17 protein-coding genes are annotated in these 18,322 nt (G+C 57.9%); 6 read left to right on the top strand and 11 right to left on the bottom strand.

Annotated features, from left to right (window positions below; genetic code table 11):
• Nucleotides 1-57 precede the first annotated feature (57 nt).
• The 3 genes from AC13E3_RS06670 (at nt 58) to AC13E3_RS06660 (ending at nt 5,154) form a co-directional block, all read left to right on the top strand.
• Nucleotides 58-2,208, top strand: coding sequence for a TonB-dependent receptor plug domain-containing protein (locus tag AC13E3_RS06670; RefSeq protein ID WP_039881866.1), 2,151 nt, complete (start codon nt 58-60; stop codon nt 2,206-2,208).
• Nucleotides 2,209-2,300: 92 nt separating this feature from the next.
• Nucleotides 2,301-3,218 carry an ABC transporter substrate-binding protein gene (locus tag AC13E3_RS06665; RefSeq protein WP_273069383.1) on the top strand — a complete coding sequence of 306 codons (918 nt, stop codon included), beginning with the start codon at nt 2,301-2,303 and terminating at the stop codon, nt 3,216-3,218.
• Nucleotides 3,211-5,154 carry a HAMP domain-containing hybrid sensor histidine kinase/response regulator gene (locus AC13E3_RS06660; protein ID WP_008171178.1) on the top strand — a complete coding sequence of 648 codons (1,944 nt, stop codon included), beginning with the start codon at nt 3,211-3,213 and terminating at the stop codon, nt 5,152-5,154. The genes AC13E3_RS06665 and AC13E3_RS06660 overlap by 8 nt, the downstream gene beginning before the upstream one ends.
• A 38-nt stretch (nt 5,155-5,192) precedes the next feature.
• On the opposite strand, the gene gorA is transcribed toward AC13E3_RS06660, so the two are convergent.
• From gorA to gspE, 11 genes are all read right to left on the bottom strand, one after another.
• Nucleotides 5,193-6,554, bottom strand: coding sequence for a glutathione-disulfide reductase (gene gorA / locus AC13E3_RS06655; protein WP_008171181.1), 1,362 nt, complete (start codon nt 6,552-6,554; stop codon nt 5,193-5,195).
• A 26-nt stretch (nt 6,555-6,580) separates the two neighbouring features.
• A complete protein-coding gene (locus AC13E3_RS06650; RefSeq protein ID WP_008171182.1) occupies nt 6,581-7,252 on the bottom strand; it encodes a GNAT family N-acetyltransferase in 672 nt (223 codons plus the stop codon).
• Nucleotides 7,253-7,308: 56 nt separating this feature from the next.
• Nucleotides 7,309-7,839, bottom strand: a complete 531-nt coding sequence (gspM, locus tag AC13E3_RS06645) for a type II secretion system protein GspM (RefSeq protein WP_008171183.1) — start codon at nt 7,837-7,839, stop codon at nt 7,309-7,311.
• Between the two features lie 3 nt (nt 7,840-7,842).
• Nucleotides 7,843-9,147: a type II secretion system protein GspL gene (gene gspL, locus AC13E3_RS06640; RefSeq protein ID WP_008171184.1), complete on the bottom strand. Its 1,305-nt coding sequence runs from the start codon at nt 9,145-9,147 to the stop codon at nt 7,843-7,845.
• A 2-nt stretch (nt 9,148-9,149) separates the two neighbouring features.
• On the bottom strand, nt 9,150-10,154 hold the full coding sequence (gene gspK, locus AC13E3_RS06635; RefSeq protein ID WP_008171185.1) for a type II secretion system minor pseudopilin GspK: 1,005 nt from the start codon (nt 10,152-10,154) through the stop codon (nt 9,150-9,152).
• Between the two features lie 6 nt (nt 10,155-10,160).
• Complete coding sequence (gspJ, locus tag AC13E3_RS06630) at nt 10,161-10,940, bottom strand: type II secretion system minor pseudopilin GspJ (RefSeq protein ID WP_008171186.1); 780 nt, start codon at nt 10,938-10,940, stop codon at nt 10,161-10,163.
• On the bottom strand, nt 10,937-11,311 hold the full coding sequence (gene gspI, locus AC13E3_RS06625; RefSeq protein ID WP_459420133.1) for a type II secretion system minor pseudopilin GspI: 375 nt from the start codon (nt 11,309-11,311) through the stop codon (nt 10,937-10,939). Before gspI ends, gspJ begins: the two co-directional genes overlap by 4 nt.
• Entirely contained in the window at nt 11,308-11,838 is a 531-nt protein-coding gene (gspH, locus tag AC13E3_RS06620; RefSeq protein WP_482901846.1) for a type II secretion system minor pseudopilin GspH, read from the bottom strand. The genes gspI and gspH overlap by 4 nt, the downstream gene beginning before the upstream one ends.
• 6 nt (nt 11,839-11,844) lie before the next feature.
• Complete coding sequence (gene gspG, locus AC13E3_RS06615) at nt 11,845-12,297, bottom strand: type II secretion system major pseudopilin GspG (RefSeq protein WP_008171190.1); 453 nt, start codon at nt 12,295-12,297, stop codon at nt 11,845-11,847.
• A gap of 67 nt (nt 12,298-12,364) precedes the next feature.
• The gene (gspF, locus tag AC13E3_RS06610) at nt 12,365-13,576 is read right to left on the bottom strand and encodes a type II secretion system inner membrane protein GspF (RefSeq protein WP_008171191.1); all 1,212 of its coding nucleotides are present in this window, start codon (nt 13,574-13,576) and stop codon (nt 12,365-12,367) included.
• Nucleotides 13,577-13,579: 3 nt separating this feature from the next.
• A complete protein-coding gene (gene gspE / locus AC13E3_RS06605; RefSeq protein WP_053115298.1) occupies nt 13,580-15,088 on the bottom strand; it encodes a type II secretion system ATPase GspE in 1,509 nt (502 codons plus the stop codon).
• Nucleotides 15,089-15,254: 166 nt separating this feature from the next.
• On the opposite strand from gspE, the gene AC13E3_RS06600 reads away from it, so the two are divergent.
• The 3 genes from AC13E3_RS06600 to AC13E3_RS06590 all read left to right on the top strand — a co-directional run bounded on the left by AC13E3_RS06600 (nt 15,255) and on the right by AC13E3_RS06590 (nt 18,304).
• Nucleotides 15,255-15,905, top strand: a complete 651-nt coding sequence (locus AC13E3_RS06600; protein WP_104271025.1) for a type II secretion system protein N — start codon at nt 15,255-15,257, stop codon at nt 15,903-15,905.
• Nucleotides 15,906-15,913: 8 nt separating this feature from the next.
• On the top strand, nt 15,914-16,576 hold the full coding sequence (locus tag AC13E3_RS06595) for a transglutaminase-like cysteine peptidase (protein ID WP_008171198.1): 663 nt from the start codon (nt 15,914-15,916) through the stop codon (nt 16,574-16,576).
• Between the two features lie 123 nt (nt 16,577-16,699).
• Nucleotides 16,700-18,304, top strand: a complete 1,605-nt coding sequence (locus tag AC13E3_RS06590; protein WP_104271026.1) for an FAD-binding oxidoreductase — start codon at nt 16,700-16,702, stop codon at nt 18,302-18,304.
• Nucleotides 18,305-18,322: the final 18 nt, after the last annotated feature.

Below are 18,322 nucleotides of genomic sequence, written 5' to 3'. Positions count from 1 at the left end.
CTAATCATAATAAAACCGCTTTATCCTTTTTTCTCGGCAGATTATAGAACGTCAACCATGCATCAATCGACAAAAACGGCAGGAATGGGTGACCGCCGCCCTCTGGCAACCTGCTTCGGCATCAGCCTTGCCCTGTCCGCCCTGCTTCCGGCTACCGCGCTCGGCCAAACTGACACACCTGATTTCATGCCCGGCTTGCTTGCCCTCGAAGGCGAACAAAGCGAAATCCCCGAAGTACTGACTACGACACGATTGCGCCAGTCAAAACTCAGGGTTCCCGGCACCACCACGATCATCACCGGCGACATGATCCGTGACCTCGGCATCATGAACCTCGTAGAGGCATTCCGGCTGGTTCCGGGCATGGTGGTTGGCCACTGGGGAAGTACCAACCCGGTGGCAACCTATCGCGGTACTTCCCAATACGAGCAACGCCGCCTGCAGGTTCAGATTGACGGGCGAACCGCCTACAGAATCAGCCTCGCAGACGTAGATTGGCTGGGCATGCCGGTGGCACTGGAAAATATCGAACGTATTGAAGTGAGCCGGGGCCCAAATTCCGCCGCCTATGGCATCAACGCGTTTCTTGGAAGCATCAATATCATTACCCGCTCACCGCAAGACACGGCGGGGGTGGAAGCCTACACCTCGGTTGGGTCCCGTGGTCACCTTCGCACGTTTACCTCCGTGGGCGATACCGATGCCGACAAAAGTTGGCGGTTGTCGTACGAGAAGCGCAAATCCAACGGCTTTGATAGTCAGATTGATGGCGGCCAGGAGATCCCCTTTCACGATGGCCACGACATCAACAACTTCAATTTCGACAGCGTATTCCGAATTGACCGCCAGCATTCGGTTGACGTGCGAGCAGGCGTTCTGGATGGCGTAAATGAAGAAGATCTCGAGAAGTCCGGAAAGCTGGGCGCCACCACAAACCCGGACATTATCATGGATGACTACTACCTCCATGTCCGGTTCGACGGAGCGACCTCGCCCGACCACTTCTACCATATCCAGGCGAGCTATCAGAATCAGCGACAGAGGCAGCGGTGGACCGTTTCCGCGCCTGCAGCGGAGATCAATGCCCTGCTGCCGACAGGGTTCCCACCCTTCCCCGAGGATCAGGGTCCGTTCATCGCTGACCTGAACGAAGACCTGGAAGAAACCCGGCAGGAAATTGAATTCCAGGACACCATTATTTTCAGTGACCAGTTCAAGCTGGTCTCCGGTGTGGGCTATCGCAAGGACTCGTTCAATTCCGAAACCTTCTTTAACGGTAAAGGGGACAATTACCAATCCCGGGTATTCGCCAACGCTGAGTACTCGCCCTTTCGGTGGCTGACCTTCAACGCAGGCGGCAACTGGGAGCGGACCACGACCACCGATGAAGACTATTTTTCCCCCAGAGCCGCGGCAAATTTTATCCTGAACAACAACCACGCGCTGCGGTTTGTCTTTTCCCGGGCGGTCCGCACACCGGATGCCTTCGAGCAGAATCCGGACTGGTCCTATACACCGACCAACGTTCAGCCACCCTTTGAAGCACTGGATGGCCAGAGAATCAAAGTGGAAGACATCCTGGACCCGACTACGTCCACTTACGGGCAGGAGTTGGAAGAGGAGTGGATCACCTCCCGGGAGATCAGCTACTTTGGCCAGTTCCATCTGGAAAGTGCCCTGCTCTCGGTGGAAGTGCGCTACTTCAACGACGATTTCCATGACATGATCAGTGGCGTCATCAACGAAGAAGAATGGTATATCGCCAACAACGTTGATCTTGAGCAGGAAGGCGTCGAGCTGGAAACCTCGCTGGAGTTTTCCGGAACCAAGCTCCGGGCTACCTACGCGTATCTTGAGCAGGAAGGCAGATACACTGGCGACCCGGCCGCGCTTCCGGTCGACAAGCAGGAACGTGCCGTAGATCTTATGGGCCGTCTCTCCGCCCGTGACTCCGGTAGTTTTGCCTGGATCCAGGATCTGCCAATGGGCTTCATGACCTCAGCGGCCATGTACTGGACCAATGAAGTGCGCAATACCCGGTTCGAGCGGGCCGATTTCAGGCTCGCACGTCGGGTGGACAGAACCAACTACAGTTATATGCTGGCACTGACGATCCAGCATTACCTTAACCCCAAGCCATGGATCAGCCCTGACAACCGGATTGAGGATCAGAACCAGTTTTTTGTTGAAGCTGGGATTCGTTTCTGAATTTAACAAGGAAAGCGTGAGCCCTGGACGGTATGGAGCGAAGGACAGACACGATTCACCGAAAACGGCATAGAAACGGAACTCCGGGCCTTTTGATCAAGGTCATGTGGATTCTATATCTCTCTGTTTCCGCCATGGTTGCCAATGCCCAGGAGGCACCGGCACGGGTCGTTTATTTTGTCGGCTCAGGCAACGCACCTTTAGATCAACATCTGACTGCTCTCCTGAAACGGCAGCTGGGGCCAGCGACCTCCTTGAACGAGGTCTCCGACGACCAACTAGCCACACTGGAGAACAGCCCGATCATTACGGTCGGCCCTGCCGCTTTCTCCCGGGCACGCCAAGCCAACCGCTCCGCAGCGATCCTGGCCATGCTGGTCGACCGGTCCTTTATCTCCGCCTTTGCCGAGCGGTCGCCGGGCCAGATCTCGGCGGTTTTATACGACGTGCCGCTGATCCGCCAAGCTCTGACGGGAAAGGCCATCCTGCCACAAGCGACCAAGATAGCCCTGCTGGCAACCGCAGACTCGGTGGAACTTTACGAACCGCTGATTGATGAGCTACCGGCCTATGGCATGTCGGCCAGAATATTTCTGGTAGAAAGCAACGACAACCTGATCTCAACACTTGTCCGGGCCCTGGGTTATGGAGATTTTCTGTTGGCCGCCCCAGACAGTGCCATATACAACCCCAGAACCATCAAACATATTCTGCTGACCGCCTACCGCCGTAACCAGATCGTCATCGGCCCCACTCAGGCTTATGTCAAGGCAGGCTCCCTGGCCTCCAGTTACGCTCCGTTCCCTGAAATGGTTGAGATGGCTGGCAGCTTTTTATCGACCTTTTTCGAAACTGGTGCATATCCGGAACCCTCGTATCCGGAAGAGTTTCGGGTCGAGGTCAATGCCCAGGTTGCACGTTCTCTGAACATTCCCTTGCCGAGCCGTGAGGATATTGCCACACGGGTGGATCGACAATTAGCGATTAATGGGGAGGCGTCTGATGAATAACAGCCACAGACAACAGCGCCCCATGTCCCGAAAGCTGCTGCTCCTCGGAGCTCTGCCAGCCATAGTCATGTTTATCGTGCTGATGGTGTTCTTCACGTCTGTGCGCCTTGAGGATGCGCGCCGGGATCTCTCCGACAGCAGCCAGATGCTTGCCGACAGCCTCGCCCCTGCCCTGGAATACGCCGTTGTCTCTGGCAACACTCTGGCACTGGACCAGATCCTTTCCCAGTCGCTGCGTCGCAGCAAAGCCGACTGGATCCGGGTTTCTGACGTTATGGGAGACCAACTCGGCTTCGTTTCCCACGAACCGATCAACCCGGGTGAAACACCCGAGCGCTACCAGATCTACGAAGCCGAGATTCTCCAGCAGCCCCTGGAATTTGGTTCGGAGCGCACTGCGGAGTGGTTTGAGCCAGACTATGGCTTTGGTTCCGGTTCTCTGAGGGTTGGCACTGTTCAGGTTGGCGTAAGTCAGGATGTTCTTGCCGAAAGGCGGCAGGATATTCTCTGGACATCGATCGCCGTTGGCGTGGCCCTGCTGCTGTTCAGCATTCTGATCATCAATCATTTCCTTGGAGCAATTCTGGCACCGATACGGGACCTCGCCGGGCGAATCGGTCAACTCACCGATGGTGACTACCAGGAACGTCCCCTGAATACTCACCAGAGTTCGAAGGAGATCGTTGCCATTGAAGAGCAACTCAACCAGCTGGCTCATCACCTGGCCGGCCTGAAAACAGCACGGGACCAGACCCTCGCCGCCTCCGAAGGTGCCCGGGAAAAGGCCGAGATGGCAAATCAGGCAAAATCCGAATTTCTGGCAACCATGAGCCATGAGTTGCGTACGCCCCTGAACGGGGTGCTTGGGATGGTCGATCTGATCCAGGAAGAACCGCTTACCCAACGCCAGCGCGAATACCTCAACACTGCCCGCCAGTCCACCGAGGATCTGTTGACCGTCATCGGGGACATCCTCGATTACTCGAAGATGGACAGCGGCACCCTGAAGCTCGACAGCCAGGAGTTTAACCTTCGGGAACTGATTTCCAACTGCACCGCCACCTACCGACACCTCGCCGAGCAACAGGGCCTAGCCCTCAACCTCAAGTTCTTTGGCGACTGGCCGGACAACCCCGTTGTCATCGGTGACCCCGCACGTCTGCGGCAAATTCTGGCGGGGCTGGCTGACAACGCCATCAAGTTTACCGGCGATGGCTTTATCAATATCCAGGCGGGCTTTTTCGCCCTGGAAGACAACTGCATCATTCTGAATTGCTCGGTCAGCGACTCCGGGTCCGGCATTCCGACCGAGCGCCTTCACGACATTTTCAACTCCTTCGAACAGGTCGACGGCGGAAACAGCCGGCTATACGGGGGCACCGGGCTTGGCCTGTCCCTGGTCCAGCGGCTGGTTGAACTCATGGGCGGGCACATTCAGGTGGAAACGGATCTGGGTAAGGGTTCCTCGTTCCGGTTTGAGCTGCCCTTCGAGTTGGCGGATCGACCCATCGATCCCGAGCCGACCGGGACACCGCCAAGGGAAACGATTAATGGCACCAGCCACGCCCTGGTGGTGGAAGATAACCCGGTAAACCAGCGCGTTGCCACGGCTATGCTCAAGCGATTGGGTTTCCATACCGATTCCGCCAACAACGGCAAGGAAGCACTGGACAGGGTGACCACTAACCACACAGGCTACGACATCATATTGATGGACTGTCAGATGCCCGTGATGGACGGATACGAGGCCACCCGCTATATCCGGGAATGGGAGCAGAGCAACGCGCAGATTGGGACACCGATCATTGCACTAACGGCAGACGTTCTGCCCGGCACGGAAAAGAGTTGTCTCGATTGTGGCATGAACGACTATCTGGCCAAGCCTGTTCGCAAGGAAATGCTCCGCGAAGTGCTCAGCCGCTGGATCAAGCTCTAGAAAGGTTCCGGCGCCCAGAACCGGACGCCGGCACTAAATCACGCCACCGGTTCGCGCATGGTGACAAACTCTTCGGCAGATGTCGGATGAATGCCCAGGGTAGAATCAAACTGGGCCTTGGTCGCACCAGCCTTGATGGCAACCGCCAGCCCCTGGGTAATCTCACCAGCGTCCGGACCCACCATGTGGGCACCCAATACTCGATCAGTCTCGTCGTCTACCACCAGCTTCATCAAGCTCCGTTCGTCACGACCACTGAGGGTGTATTTCATCGGGCGGAACTCCGAACGGTAGATCCGCAGTCGATGCCCCGCTTCCCGGGCCTCTTCCTCGGTCAGCCCAACCGTTCCGATGTTTGGCTGGCAGAATACGGCCGTTGGAATCGCCGAATAGTCCATTTCGCCTTTGCCATCGCCGAATAAACGTCTGGATAGCACCATGCCCTGTGCCAGGGCAACCGGCGTAAGCTGAGGAGTTCCAATCACATCACCCAGCGCAGTAATTGAGGGCACGGCAGTCTGGAAGTGATCATCCACGACAACATGCCCCGAGGCGCTGAGCTGAACGCCAAGATCAGTCAGACCAAGACCGTCAACCAGGGCACGACGGCCGGTTGCCGCCATCACCAGGCCAGTCTCCAGGGTTTCGCCATTGTTAAGTTGAACCCGGTAATGGGCATTTTCGGCCTCAACCGATTCGATGGTCACCCCGAACTGCAGGTTTACGCCTTTTTTCCGCATTTCCTGTTCGGTAAACCGTCGGATGTCGCCATCAAACCCGCGCAGGAACAGATCACCGCGATACAGCAAGGTTGTATCAACACCCAACCCGGCCAGGATGCCGGCAAACTCTACAGCGATGTAGCCACCGCCCCAGACCACGGCCTGCTTCGGCAGCTGCGGCAGGTAGAACATCTCGTTGGACGTAAGAATGCATTCCTTGCCGGGCACATCCGGAATCACCGGCCAGCTGCCGGTGGCTATCGTGATGTGTTTGGCCCGATAGGAGGTATCCCCGACCACCACGGTATTGGCGTCTGACAAGGACGCCGTTCCTTCGATGATGGTCACACCGGCGTTTTCCAGCAACCGACCATAAATGCCATTCAGACGCTCGATCTCGGCATTCTTGTTGGCAACCAGCTTCGGCCAGTCGAAACTGACATCGTCGAGTGGAACCTGCCAACCGTAGCCGGCTGCATCTTCCAGCTCATCGTGAACGTGAGCGCCGTACACAAACAGTTTCTTGGGCACGCAGCCAACGTTTACGCAGGTTCCGCCAAGATACCTGGATTCAACCACGGCCACCCTGGCGCCCCGCTGGGCAGACATCCGCGCGAGGCGAACGCCGCCGGAGCCGGCTCCGATAACGATCAGATCAAAATCCTGCTGGTCAGACACAGCTTCTCCCGTTACACATTTTAAAATCAGGTTTGGCCGGAGGTGGCCGTTTTGGTTTCCGGATGCACTTCCCTGAACAACACGTGATCTTCGAAGTCGCCGAGCTGAATCTTGCCAAGGCTCCGGAAACCCTCGGATTCGTAAAACGGCAGATAACGGTTGTTTCCTGTATCGAGCACCAGCCCGCTGCCACGCGGGTTCTCGGCACAGAGTTTTTCAACGGTTTTCAGCAGCAAACGGCCGTAGCCGCGATTCTGGTATTTGGGATTAACCCCCATCATGGGCAACTGATGCGCCAATGGTTGTGGCAACATGTCGCGAATTTTCTCGTGGTAGTCCAGATACCGACGTGTAGAGGCAAACCCCGTCGTCAGCACCATACGAATCCGCCAGCTGATCTGATCAGCCAGGTTCATCCTTAATTCGGGATCCCCGATGAACGCAACGGCCACAAGCGTGTCGTCAACCATCACGCCAATGGCATCCTGTTCGAGCTCAAAATAAAGGTCTATCAGCTCCCTTATGGTCGCCCTCACCCTCTGATCGTAGCCGGGGCGCCGGTGATCAAACAGGTACTGGAACGTCGGTTCGTTCCGGTAGGCGTGAAACAGAATGGATCTGGCTTCATTCCGCGCCGTTTCGTCCAGGCGAACAATGGCTGGCTCGGATTTGTTCTTGTTGTCGCTGCCGTTACTCATCGCTTCCCTCTCCTGCGTCAGTTCCGGACAAAAGGCCCGGAATCTGGTTTTCAGAATCAGATGGCCAGTGTGAGACGAACGGAAACCCGCCCTGGCTCACTGGCCCTGTCCATGGCCGCCTGGTCAATGACGACACCATGGTTGCCATTCAATCGCTCTAACCAAGCGGCAACCTCTGCAAAAGGCACATTCTCAAGCCAGACTCGGATGGCGTCTTCACCGCTGGGCTCAAAGCGCTGAAGTGACAGACCCGCCTCCCCGGCGGAACGGGTCACCAGCGCCATCAGGGCACGGCCATCCGCAGGTTTGTCTGCCGACGCCGTGGTGCTGGCACCGCCTGTATTGCCAAGACGCTGAATTGTCCGCTGGTTTGCCTGCATCCAGGCCAGCAATTCGCCGGCATTGTCTCTGGCAGCTTCCGCCTGGTCGTAGAACCCGGCCGCCGGTCGCCAAACGGCAAAATACAGAAGGCCAAGAAACACAGCGATGGCCAGCACCACCAAAGCCTGCTGGTCGCGACGGGGCAACTGGTCGTATTGCGCAATGAGTTTGCCGACCGCCGGCTGATCCTTGATTCGGGAAAACATACCTTAACCTCCTGAGACCGTCAGGCGGCCGCGGGCGCCGCTCGCTTCGTTCACCACCGAACCAATCTGCGCCTCCAGCCCCTGGTTCGCGAGGCCGTTGCGCAGAGCGCTCAAACGGTCATAACTATCGGCTCTCACGTCTACGACCAGCTCACCCCGTGAGCGGCTGTAATTCACTGAATTGAAATTCACTCCCTGGCTGCCCGGCAAACGGGAATACTGTTGTCCGGTGTATTTCATCAGGGTAATAAAGTCCACTTCCGGCCCACTTGCGCCGGCAACCCGCAACTGGCCTTCGATCACGCGCCGGACGTTGCCGGCATGGGTACGCCGGTCATTCGGAAACGCATCGCGATAGATTGCCATGGCCTCGTTTCGCAGTTTTTCTGCCTGATTCTGATAGTAGAATCCCATTCCGGCATTCAACGCCACCTGAACCACGAACCAGACGGCGGCAACTGCGATGAGGGGTTTCCATGGTTTGAGCGGACTCGCCTTGCCCGATTTGGACGAGAACATGCCCTGGCACAGGTTTACCGGTTCGCACAGATGATGGTGATGGGCGTAGGCCAGCAGTTCCAGAGGCATGAGTTCAAGAACTTCCTTGCGAACCGCAAGCCGACCAGAACCGTTCAACTCCGAGATGGCCGATTGCTGGAGATCAAATTCTTCAGCGGTGCCGTAAAGCGTGACCGGAATTTCAGCCACCACTTCCTCCGCAGACGGTGCAGCCAGCGTGTGAGCAAACATTCCCAGGTTCGCAGACTGCATACTCAGCCACTCGCCGCGTTCGCTCACCATCATTGCCGTTTCGCCATCCAGGCAGACCGACCAGCCGCCTTCGGTGCGCGGCAACAATGAGGCATCCGGAAAAATCGCTTCCAGGCGAACATGCTCCCAGCCGCTGAACAGATTCACCCACTGCCCCATCCGTTCGCGATCAATGGCCGCTACGCGGTAGCCGTGATCGGTATGGGCGCCCAGCGCCAGATGAACAGAATCAATGTCCTGGGCAATCTGCTCCTCGACAGCGTAGGGCAACGCCTGATTGATAAAGCGGCTTTGCTTCGCGGGAATATCAGCCAGACAATAAATCGCTTCTTCGCCGGGGATAAGGCCGATCAACAGAACATTATCCAGTGCATTCTGGCCGAGGGTATGCTCGATGGTTTCCCGACTGTCGCCTGCGCCGCGAGCCTGCGCATCGCCACTGGCATCGTGCAGGACCCAGTTGAACATCTGGGCACCGGGGTCCTGGTCAGCGTCCGCAAACGGCGGTATTGGGCGGACGTAAAGGCGATAAGACATGATTATCCTTCTGAAATTGTGAAAGGCTCTTTGGTGATTCGGTTTTTCTGCCCGATATCCCTGTTAACCGTCTGGACTTCGCCTTCCGGAGTCCGGAACACGGTACTGACCATATTCACGACACGGTTATCGTAGGTAATCCGCGAGGCAACTTCAAAAAACCGGGTCTGCAACCCCAGTCCAACCGACTTGAGCCCGAGCCCGGCGAACTCTGGTAACGCCAGAAAGTCCTGGAGGTTCTCGAACCGTTCCTCTTCCCGCTTCTCAAGAATAGACGCAGCCTGGGCGTCCGTCAGCTCTTCATGGAGAGAGCGGATCACCATGGCCGTCGCGGTGTTCACGTTGATCCCCGCACCATTTACAGGAAGTGCCGCCACGTGGGGCCGCAGGGCCCGATAAATCTCTTCGGTCATGCCTTCGATCAGGCGCAATTCGGTCACCGTGGTAAACGGCTGGTTGGCAGCCCGGTAACCCTGCTCAGCCATCAGATACTGGCCATCCTCTGCGCCGTACGCCGTGACGGTCTGGTCGTTGGGGTCGATCCAGTCCACCAGCGAATCCACGGAAACTGCAGTAATCCCCAGTGCGGCAAACAGCTGAACGAAACGATCTCTGACGATGGGATCCACCTGGCCATTGGCGCCGACCAGGTCGTTCAGATTAAGCCGGCCTCCAAGGTCGTCAATCTGGACCTCAGCCACACCATTGTCATCCAGCGGCAGAACGGCTGCATTGGCGGCCCAGAACTCGTCAAGGCTATCGACCATCAGGTTTTCTTCCTTGTCCTCGTCATAATCCCTGCGCAGGATCTGGCGGGCGAACGCCTCGGCGCCAAGTGCGATACTCTGGCCCTGCTGTTGAGCCAGATAATGTCCCGCCTTGAACACTCGCAAGCTCTGCTGCTGGGTCATCCCCGAAGCAAGCATGACCACCAGAGCCATGGCCAGCAGCACCATGATCAGAGCAACGCCGCGCTGACGATTCGATAACCTCGGGGTCTGGCCCATCGCTACCTAGCCTCCCTGCCCCGTTGCACCGGTATTCTCTCCGGTTTGTTCTCCGGTAGCCTCTTCTTCTGTGCTTTCTTCTTCCGCTTCGCTGGCAGCCTGGTTGGCCTGGTTTACTGCACCCTGGGCAACGGCCGGATCAAAATCCGGTAATGCAAACGTCCGCACCAGCGTTCCAAAACGCTCATGTTCCAGAGTCACTTCCATGCCCAGCGGCAGTGGAATATCAGGGCGGCTACCCGGGGTCAGTCCGGCCATCACCTCATCGGTTGGCCATTGCGGTTGCCAGCTCCGGTTGGCATCCAGAAACCTTATTTCCAGGCGCTTTACGCCTTCCAGCAGCAGCACGTCGCGGCTGTCATCTTCCTGGCCCTGATCCACCATGGGCCAGTACCGGCGCCGCAGTTCGCTGCCAGTATATTCCCAACCGACACGCTGCAGGCCACTGCGGCGAATGCCCAGGGGGTTACGCCAGCCCTGCCGGGTCAGCAACAGGGAAAAGTCGTCCGCACGGCTGGAGAGCGCTGGCTGGAAATCCCCGTAAATGTCCCTGGCCGGCCGGTTGACCACCTGCATGATATCCCGCTCAAGCAGGAGCATGGACCGCTGCAAACCGTCGAACTGTTCCGCCAGTTCGTTCACCCGATCGCGGGAATTGACCACTCCGTTGATAACCTGCCAAACGCCAAGCCCGATAACGGCGGTGATGGTAACCGCGATCAAAACCTCCAGCAGGGTAAAACCACGTTGTTGCGGATGGCAGCTGTGTGCGGACGGGAACCTCATTGTGCCCCCACGAACGCCGACAGGGTATGGATCGGCTCCGGCGCCGCGCCTTCCTCGCGATAACGGGCAACCGTGACCTCCACACGACGCATCTTCGCCTCGGCGGTTGCAAGAATCGCCGTGGTCACCCGCCAGCGATACGACCCGAAGTCGGTATCCTTGGAGTTCTCGGAGATGCCCGGGATGTTTTCCTGCAGTCGAATTTCGTTAATTCGGTTATCTGCCAACCAGCTCGCCAGGGTTTTGTCCCGAACCCGTTCGTAACTGGAAATGTACTGGCTTCCAACTTCAGCCGCAGCCGTTGCAATCAGGCCGAATACAAGCAGGGCAATGAGTACTTCGATCAGGGTAAACCCTTTCTGCGTCCTCACCCGCTGCTCCCCTCATCGCCCGGTTTGCGCCACTCCATGGGCGACACCCCATCCGAGGCCAGAACGTGCATGGTGTCTGACCCGTTTCCGATAGTGAACTCAAGCTCGAACGGCGTTGTCTCGCCACTGGAGAAAAAAACGACGTCCGGCAACAGGGTAGCTTCGGATGATGCCAGCCTGGGCGCGTCGCTTTCGATGAACTCGGTGACAGTGAGCCATTCCGGCAGGCTCCGGGCCCGGAACATACGCTCACCGGAGGCCTTCCAGTCGCCAGTCTGATCCTGGTAAGCCACGAACTGGTAGCCGTCTTCCTCCAGCTTCAGGCCCAGCTCCAGGTTATTCAGAACCGCCTGCTCCGAGGCCGTCTGCATAAGCAGGTACAGCTCCCGGACCTCATTTTCCAGTTCGCGCTGCTGGGAGCTTCCCCCCATGGTAAACACGGCAAGAGAAGCCAGCAGACCCACAACCACCAGGACCACCAGTATTTCAATCAGGGTGAAACCGGTCTGTCGGGATCTGACCTGCACAGTGATTTAGCCCTCGGTGTCCCAGACGCTGATATCCGCAGCGTCGCCGTCGCCACCTTCCTGGCCGTCAGAGCCATAGGAATACAGATCGTAGGGACCTTCGGTACCCGGGCTTACGTACTGGTATTCAGAACCCCAGGGATCCTCCGGCACGCTCTTCAGGTAACCGTCGGAATTCCAGTTCTTGGGCTCCGGGCTGCCACTTGGCTTGGAAACCAGCGCCTCAAGACCCTGCTGGGTGGAGGGATAATGGCTGTTATCCAGGCGATAAAGGTCCAGCGCATTGGCAATGTTGCTCAACTGGGTTTCCGCCACGGTGACCTTGGCCTGGTCACTCCGACCCATGATGTTTGGAGCCACGATGGCCACCAGCAGGCCCAGGATCACCATCACCACCATGATTTCAATCAGGGTAAAGCCGCGGTTACGGTTGCGTGAATTGAGGTTCTTGGTCGTCATTGTCTCACTCGTTATTGGCATGGATTGCTTTGGTCCGGGCTCGTCAACTGACGCTCCGGCGCGGGTTTCATCCCACGAGATTACTCATATTCAGAATCGGCAGCATGATGGCCAGCACGATGATCAGCACCACCACGCCCATCACCAACAGCATCATCGGCTCGAACAGCCCCACAATCGCAGCGATCTTTGATTGGAGGGTGTTTTCCTGCATGCGCGCGGTTCGTTCCAGCATGCTGTCCAGCTCACCACTGGCCTCCCCGCTGGCGATCATGTGCAGCATCATCGGCGGAAAATACCCGGTCTGATCGAGGGAACGGTGCAATGAGCCGCCTTCGCTGACCTTTCTGGCTGCGTCCCGCAGTTCCTGCCGCAGAAAATCGTTGGATAACACCTCACCGGCAATGCGCATTGCCTCTACCAGCGGCACGCCACTGGTCGTCAGTATGCTGAGGGTGCTGGCATAGCGGGCAGTGTTAACGCCACGAACCATCCCTGAAAACAAGGGGAGATGTAACAGACGTTTGTGAAACCGCAGTCTAAACCCGGGCTTGGTCAGGAAAAAGCGGAACACCATCAATGCGGCGACCAGCAGTATAAATAGATAGACACCGTAATCCGCCAGAAATTCCGACACCGCAAGCATGGCCATAGTCAGCGTTGGCAGCTCCTGCCCCTGCTTCAGAAACACATCAATGATATCCGGCACCACGTAGGTCAGCAGGAACACGACGATGGCAATGGCGACGATACTGAGAATGATGGGGTAGATGGCCGCCAGCTGAATTTTCTGGCGAGCCTCCTGACGGTTTTCGGTGTAATCCGCCAGCCGGTTCAGAACCAGATCGAGATGGCCGGCGTGCTCACCCGCAGCAACGGTAGACCGGTACAGCCTCGGGAACGCCCGGGGAAACTCACCCAGGCTGTCCGCCAGGGTGTAGCCTTCCATGACTTTCGCGCGAATGGCGATCAGCATGCTGCGTATTCTGGGTTTCGGTGACTGCTGAGCGGCCGCCGAGAGCGCCTGCTCGATGGGAATGCCGGACTGGATCAGGGTTGCCAGTTGGCGTGTAACCAGTGCAAGATCGGCCGCGGCCAGCGAACCCCGGCTGCCCAGGGGATTGCTCCTGGCCTGTTTCTCGGCGGCCGGTTCGACGGCCAGCGGCGTGAGGCCTCGCTCCCGAAGTTGCTGGCGAACGGCTCTCGGCGCATCGGCTTCCACGACACCTTGTTTCTGCTTGCCTCGGGAATCGAGCGCCTTGTATTCGTATGCTGGCATGGTTTACTGACCCCGGTGCGTAACGCGGAGTACTTCTTCCACCGTGGTCACACCATCCAGGATTTTCTGCACGCCGTCTGCGTGAATACTCGGGCCATGCTGGCGAGCCACCTTTTCCAGGTCCAGCTCCCCGGCACGTTTGTGGATCAGAGAACTGATTTCCTCGGAGATCTCCACCACCTCATAGATACCAATACGCCCACGGTAACCGAGCTGGTTGCAATGGCTACAGCCGGTTGCCCGGTAAATGGTGGGCGGGTTGGCGGGATCCTGCTGCAGAAACTCGCAGTGCTCTTCTGTAGGTGTATACGGCTCCCGGCATTCCTTGCACAGAACCCGAACCAGCCGTTGGGCAACAATGCCCACCAGGCTTGATGAAATCAGGAAGGGCTCGATACCCATATCCATAAGCCGGGTAATCGCGCCAACGGCGGTATTGGTGTGCAACGTGGAGAGGACCAGGTGGCCCGTCAGACTCGCCTGTACGGCAATTTCTGCCGTTTCCAGATCCCGAATCTCACCGATCATAACCACGTCGGGATCCTGACGCAGAATGGCACGAAGACCCCGGGCAAAGGTCATGTCCACCTTGGTATTCACCTGGGTCTGGCCGATGCCCGGCAGGTTATACTCGATGGGGTCCTCAACAGTCAGGATGTTGCGGCTACGATCGTTGATTTCCTGGAGCGAAGCATAGAGTGTGGTGGACTTACCGGAACCCGTCGGGCCAGTGACCAGCAAAATGCCATAAGGCCGGTAAATCAGCTTGCGCAGAACCTTCAGGTCCTGCCCCGCCATGCCAAGGGATTCCAGCCGTATGGCACCTGCCTGTTTGTCGAGCAAACGCAGAACCACGCGTTCACCGCTAGAAGACGGCATGGTCGACACACGAATATCCACTTCCCTACCAGCGACCCTCAGCGCAATACGGCCATCCTGGGGCACCCGTTTCTCAGCGATATCCAGCTTCGCCATAACCTTGATCCGGGACACCAGCAGCGGGGCCAGTGCGCGCTTGGGCTCTACCACTTCACGCAACACACCATCCACCCGGAAGCGAACCACAAGGCGCTTTTCATAGGTTTCAATGTGAACGTCCGAGGCGCTGGTTTTCACTGCTTCAGTGAGAATGGCATTGATCAGACGGATGATTGGAGCATCGTCTTCCTGCTCCAGAAGATCCTCGGTTTCCGGCACGGAGTCAGCGAGCGAGGCCAGGTCCATGTCATCGCCGATGCCTTCCACCATCTGCATCGCTTCCGCAGAATCGTTCTGATAGGCGGAATTCAGAGCCTGGTCGAACCGGTCCGGATCGATGGTGGCAAAACGGGCACGACCGCCACTGATACGGTTCGCTTCCGCCAGCGCAGAATGGGACGCACCGGGACGCACCAGAATAACCGGCTCGCCGGCGTCCGAACGGGTCAGGATTACTCCGTTGCGCTTGGCAAAAGTAAACGGAAGACGGCCCAGCGGAGCATCCTGCGGCTGAAGTTCAGTGTCTGTGGTCAAGGTCGTCCTCGTTCGTGAAACCCTTTTCGATTCAACTAATTCAGAAAGGCTACCACAGGATATGGACCCGCTGAATAACTCTATACACTATACTCCCAATAAAACGTTGCAGTCTGATAACCTGTGAGCTTTTTCCCGGCCCACAAACTTGCATTCAGGATGATCAATGCTCCTAAACAATGAACGGTTTCCCCTGATTCTCGCGCTCGTGGCAGGGGCGGCCATGGTCGCTCTGACAGCCTGGCAGGGTTACCGTTTCTGGCAAATGGAAGGCCAGCAGGGACAGTACGATAACGTGCAGCCACTGGTCTCCGACCCGACCGCCGGTCGTGAGCCACCCAGCGTGGACCTTTCCTCCCTGGATCTGTTCGGAGCTGCATCCGGCGAAAGCGAGCCGGTAGAAATGGATACCGAGAATCTCCCTGAAACCAACCTCCGACTGTTCCTTCGGGGCGTACTGGCCGCGGATGGTGATTTCCCGGGCAGCGCGCTGATCGAAGATGACAAAAGTAAAACCGAAGCCTACCTCGTGGGTGACGAACTGCCCGGCAATGCCACACTGCGCTCGGTACATCCGAACCGGGTGATCATTGAACGTTCCGGCAAACTCGAAAACCTATACTTCCCGGAATCCGAAGACCGCAGCGGCATATCCTTCACGGCCGACCAGCAGGCAGAGCCTTCGCCCGCTGTCCAGCAGGCTGCATCCCCCTCACCCTCGAGAGCGCCCGCTTCCGCCACCAGCGATGAGCAGCGCCGGGAGGAAATCCGCCGGCGCCTTGAGCAGCTCAGGGAACGCCTACGGAACAATAACTGAGGCGCGCTATGGAAACGGCCGCCCTTCAGATACGCCGCCGTTCCACGCTTCTGCCTGCGTTATTGCTCGTGGTCTCTCTTGTGAGTGCCTTCGAGCTCGGCTCCCGTCTGATGAACTATGTTCAGGAAGAATTCGGAACCGAAGCCCACCAGCGCCTTGAAAACTGGCAGCGCCTGCATGCTCTTGCCGCAAACGCCCCCATCGACCGACAGCTCCGGCTTGTGAACTCCTTCTTCAATCGAGTCACGTTTGTCAGCGATATCCGCCACTGGGGCGAGGAAGACTACTGGGCAACCCCGGTAGAACTGCTGACCACCAACGGAGGCGACTGTGAGGATTTCTCGATTGCCAAATACCTGACCCTCAAGTCCATGGGCGTGCCCGATGATCAGCTCCGAATCGTGTATGTCAAAGCGCTGGAATTGAACCAGGCCCACATGGTGCTGGCGTGGTACCCGGAGCCAGACGCCGATCCGTTGATTCTGGACAACCTGATAAATGACATTAAACCTGCATCTCAACGTACTGATCTTGAACCCGTTTACAGCTTCAACGGTGAAGGCCTCTGGCTGAACCAGTCCGGCGGAGCGCGCACCCGGATCGGCGAAGCGGGCAAACTCTCACGGTGGCAGGACCTCAACAGCCGGCTGACGGAATCGCTCCGACCCTGAGCGGGTTGCCAAAGCCAGCCACTGGCGGCAAATGACAGGAACCATGGCGCCAAGCGACAGCGGCGAACGACGCAGAGCCTATAGAATGCGCCACATTCGTTTTTAATCTGGAGAATAAAGCACATGCGACGCTGGAACGGCTGGGGCGACGAGGGATTCAATCTGGCAATGCCGGAACAGGGCCAGGACTTTCTGGCATCACGCATCGGTAGTGGCCGGCCTCTGGCGGACGCGACCCTGGATTCCGTTTGCGCCAAAGTACCGGAAACCCGCCTTACCCGGCCGGCAGATCTGGAATCACTGATCGATACAGGCCCGGAAGCGCGAGTGCGCCATGCCCGCGGCCAGAGTCTTGCGGACTGGCTGGCCATGCGCAGCGGCGAGTTTGGTGTGTTCCCCGATGGCGTGGCCTACCCTACCACCAGCGAAGAGGTTCAAACCCTGCTCTCCTGGGCCGCGGAACAACACATTCACCTGATTCCCTACGGTGGCGGCACCAGTGTGGCCGGGCACATAAATCCGGTGGATAAAGGCCAGCCAGTACTGACTGTGGACATGAGCCGGATGAATCGCCTGATCGACCTGGACACGGACAGCCAGATCGCGACGTTTGGTGCGGGAACACCCGGGCCACTCGTTGAGTCCCAACTCCGGGCCCATGGCTACACACTGGGGCATTTCCCTCAGTCTTTCGAGCTTTCCACCGTCGGCGGCTGGGTGGCCTCCCGATCCAGTGGCCAGCAATCCCTGCGCTATGGCCGCATTGAACAACTCTTTGCCGGGGGCCGGGTCGAAACCCTGAAAGGCACCCTTAACCTGCCCACCATACCGGCCTCCAGCGCCGGTCCGGATATCCGGGAAATGATTCTGGGTTCGGAAGGCCGTATCGGGCTGATTACCGAGGTGAAGGTGCGGGTTACTCCGCTGCCCGAACACGAGAGCTTTCATGTGGTCTTTTTTCCGGATTGGGAGAGCGCCCGCACGGCCAGCCGCCTGCTGGTGCAGAACCGAACCCAGTTATCCATGCTCAGGCTCAGCAATGCCTTAGAGACCGAGACCCAGCTCGCGCTGGCCGGCCACCCCCGGCTTATCGGCATGCTCGAGCGTTTCCTTTCGCTGAGGGGCGCTGGTGAGGGCAAATGCATGATGACCTTCGGGATCACCGGCTCCCGACTGCAGACCCGAAACGCCCTGAAAGAGGCCCGAAGCATCTGCAAGGCCCAAAATGGCGTCTATACCGGCACGCGGCTCGGCGACAAATGGGCGGCCAAGCGTTTTACCATGCCCTATCTGAGAGAGGCCCTCTGGCAGATGGGCTATGCGGTCGACACTCTGGAAACGGCCACTGACTGGGACAACGTCGACAATCTGCTGGGTCTGATCGAGACCAGCCTGCGTGACGGGCTGAAAGACCAGAACGAGAACACCCATGTGTTCACCCACCTCTCCCATTTCTATAGCCAGGGCTGCAGCATTTACACCACCTATGTGTTCCGGGTGGGCGACAGCTACGAGGAAACACTCGCGCGCTGGCAAACGCTCAAAACCAGCACCTCCGAACTGATCGTGAACAACCGCGGCACCATCAGCCATCAACACGGTGTCGGTAAGGATCACGCCCCTTACCTGCCGGTGGAAAAAGGCGAACTGGGCATGTTGGCGATACGCTCCCTGTGCAGCACCTTTGACCCGGACGCGATCCTGAACCCGGAAACACTGGTCAAATGAGCGCAACGCCCAAAGGGA

The sequence above is a fragment of the Marinobacter sp. L-80 genome (assembly GCF_056859395.1).
This window is presented reverse-complemented; position numbering and strand designations above follow the sequence as displayed.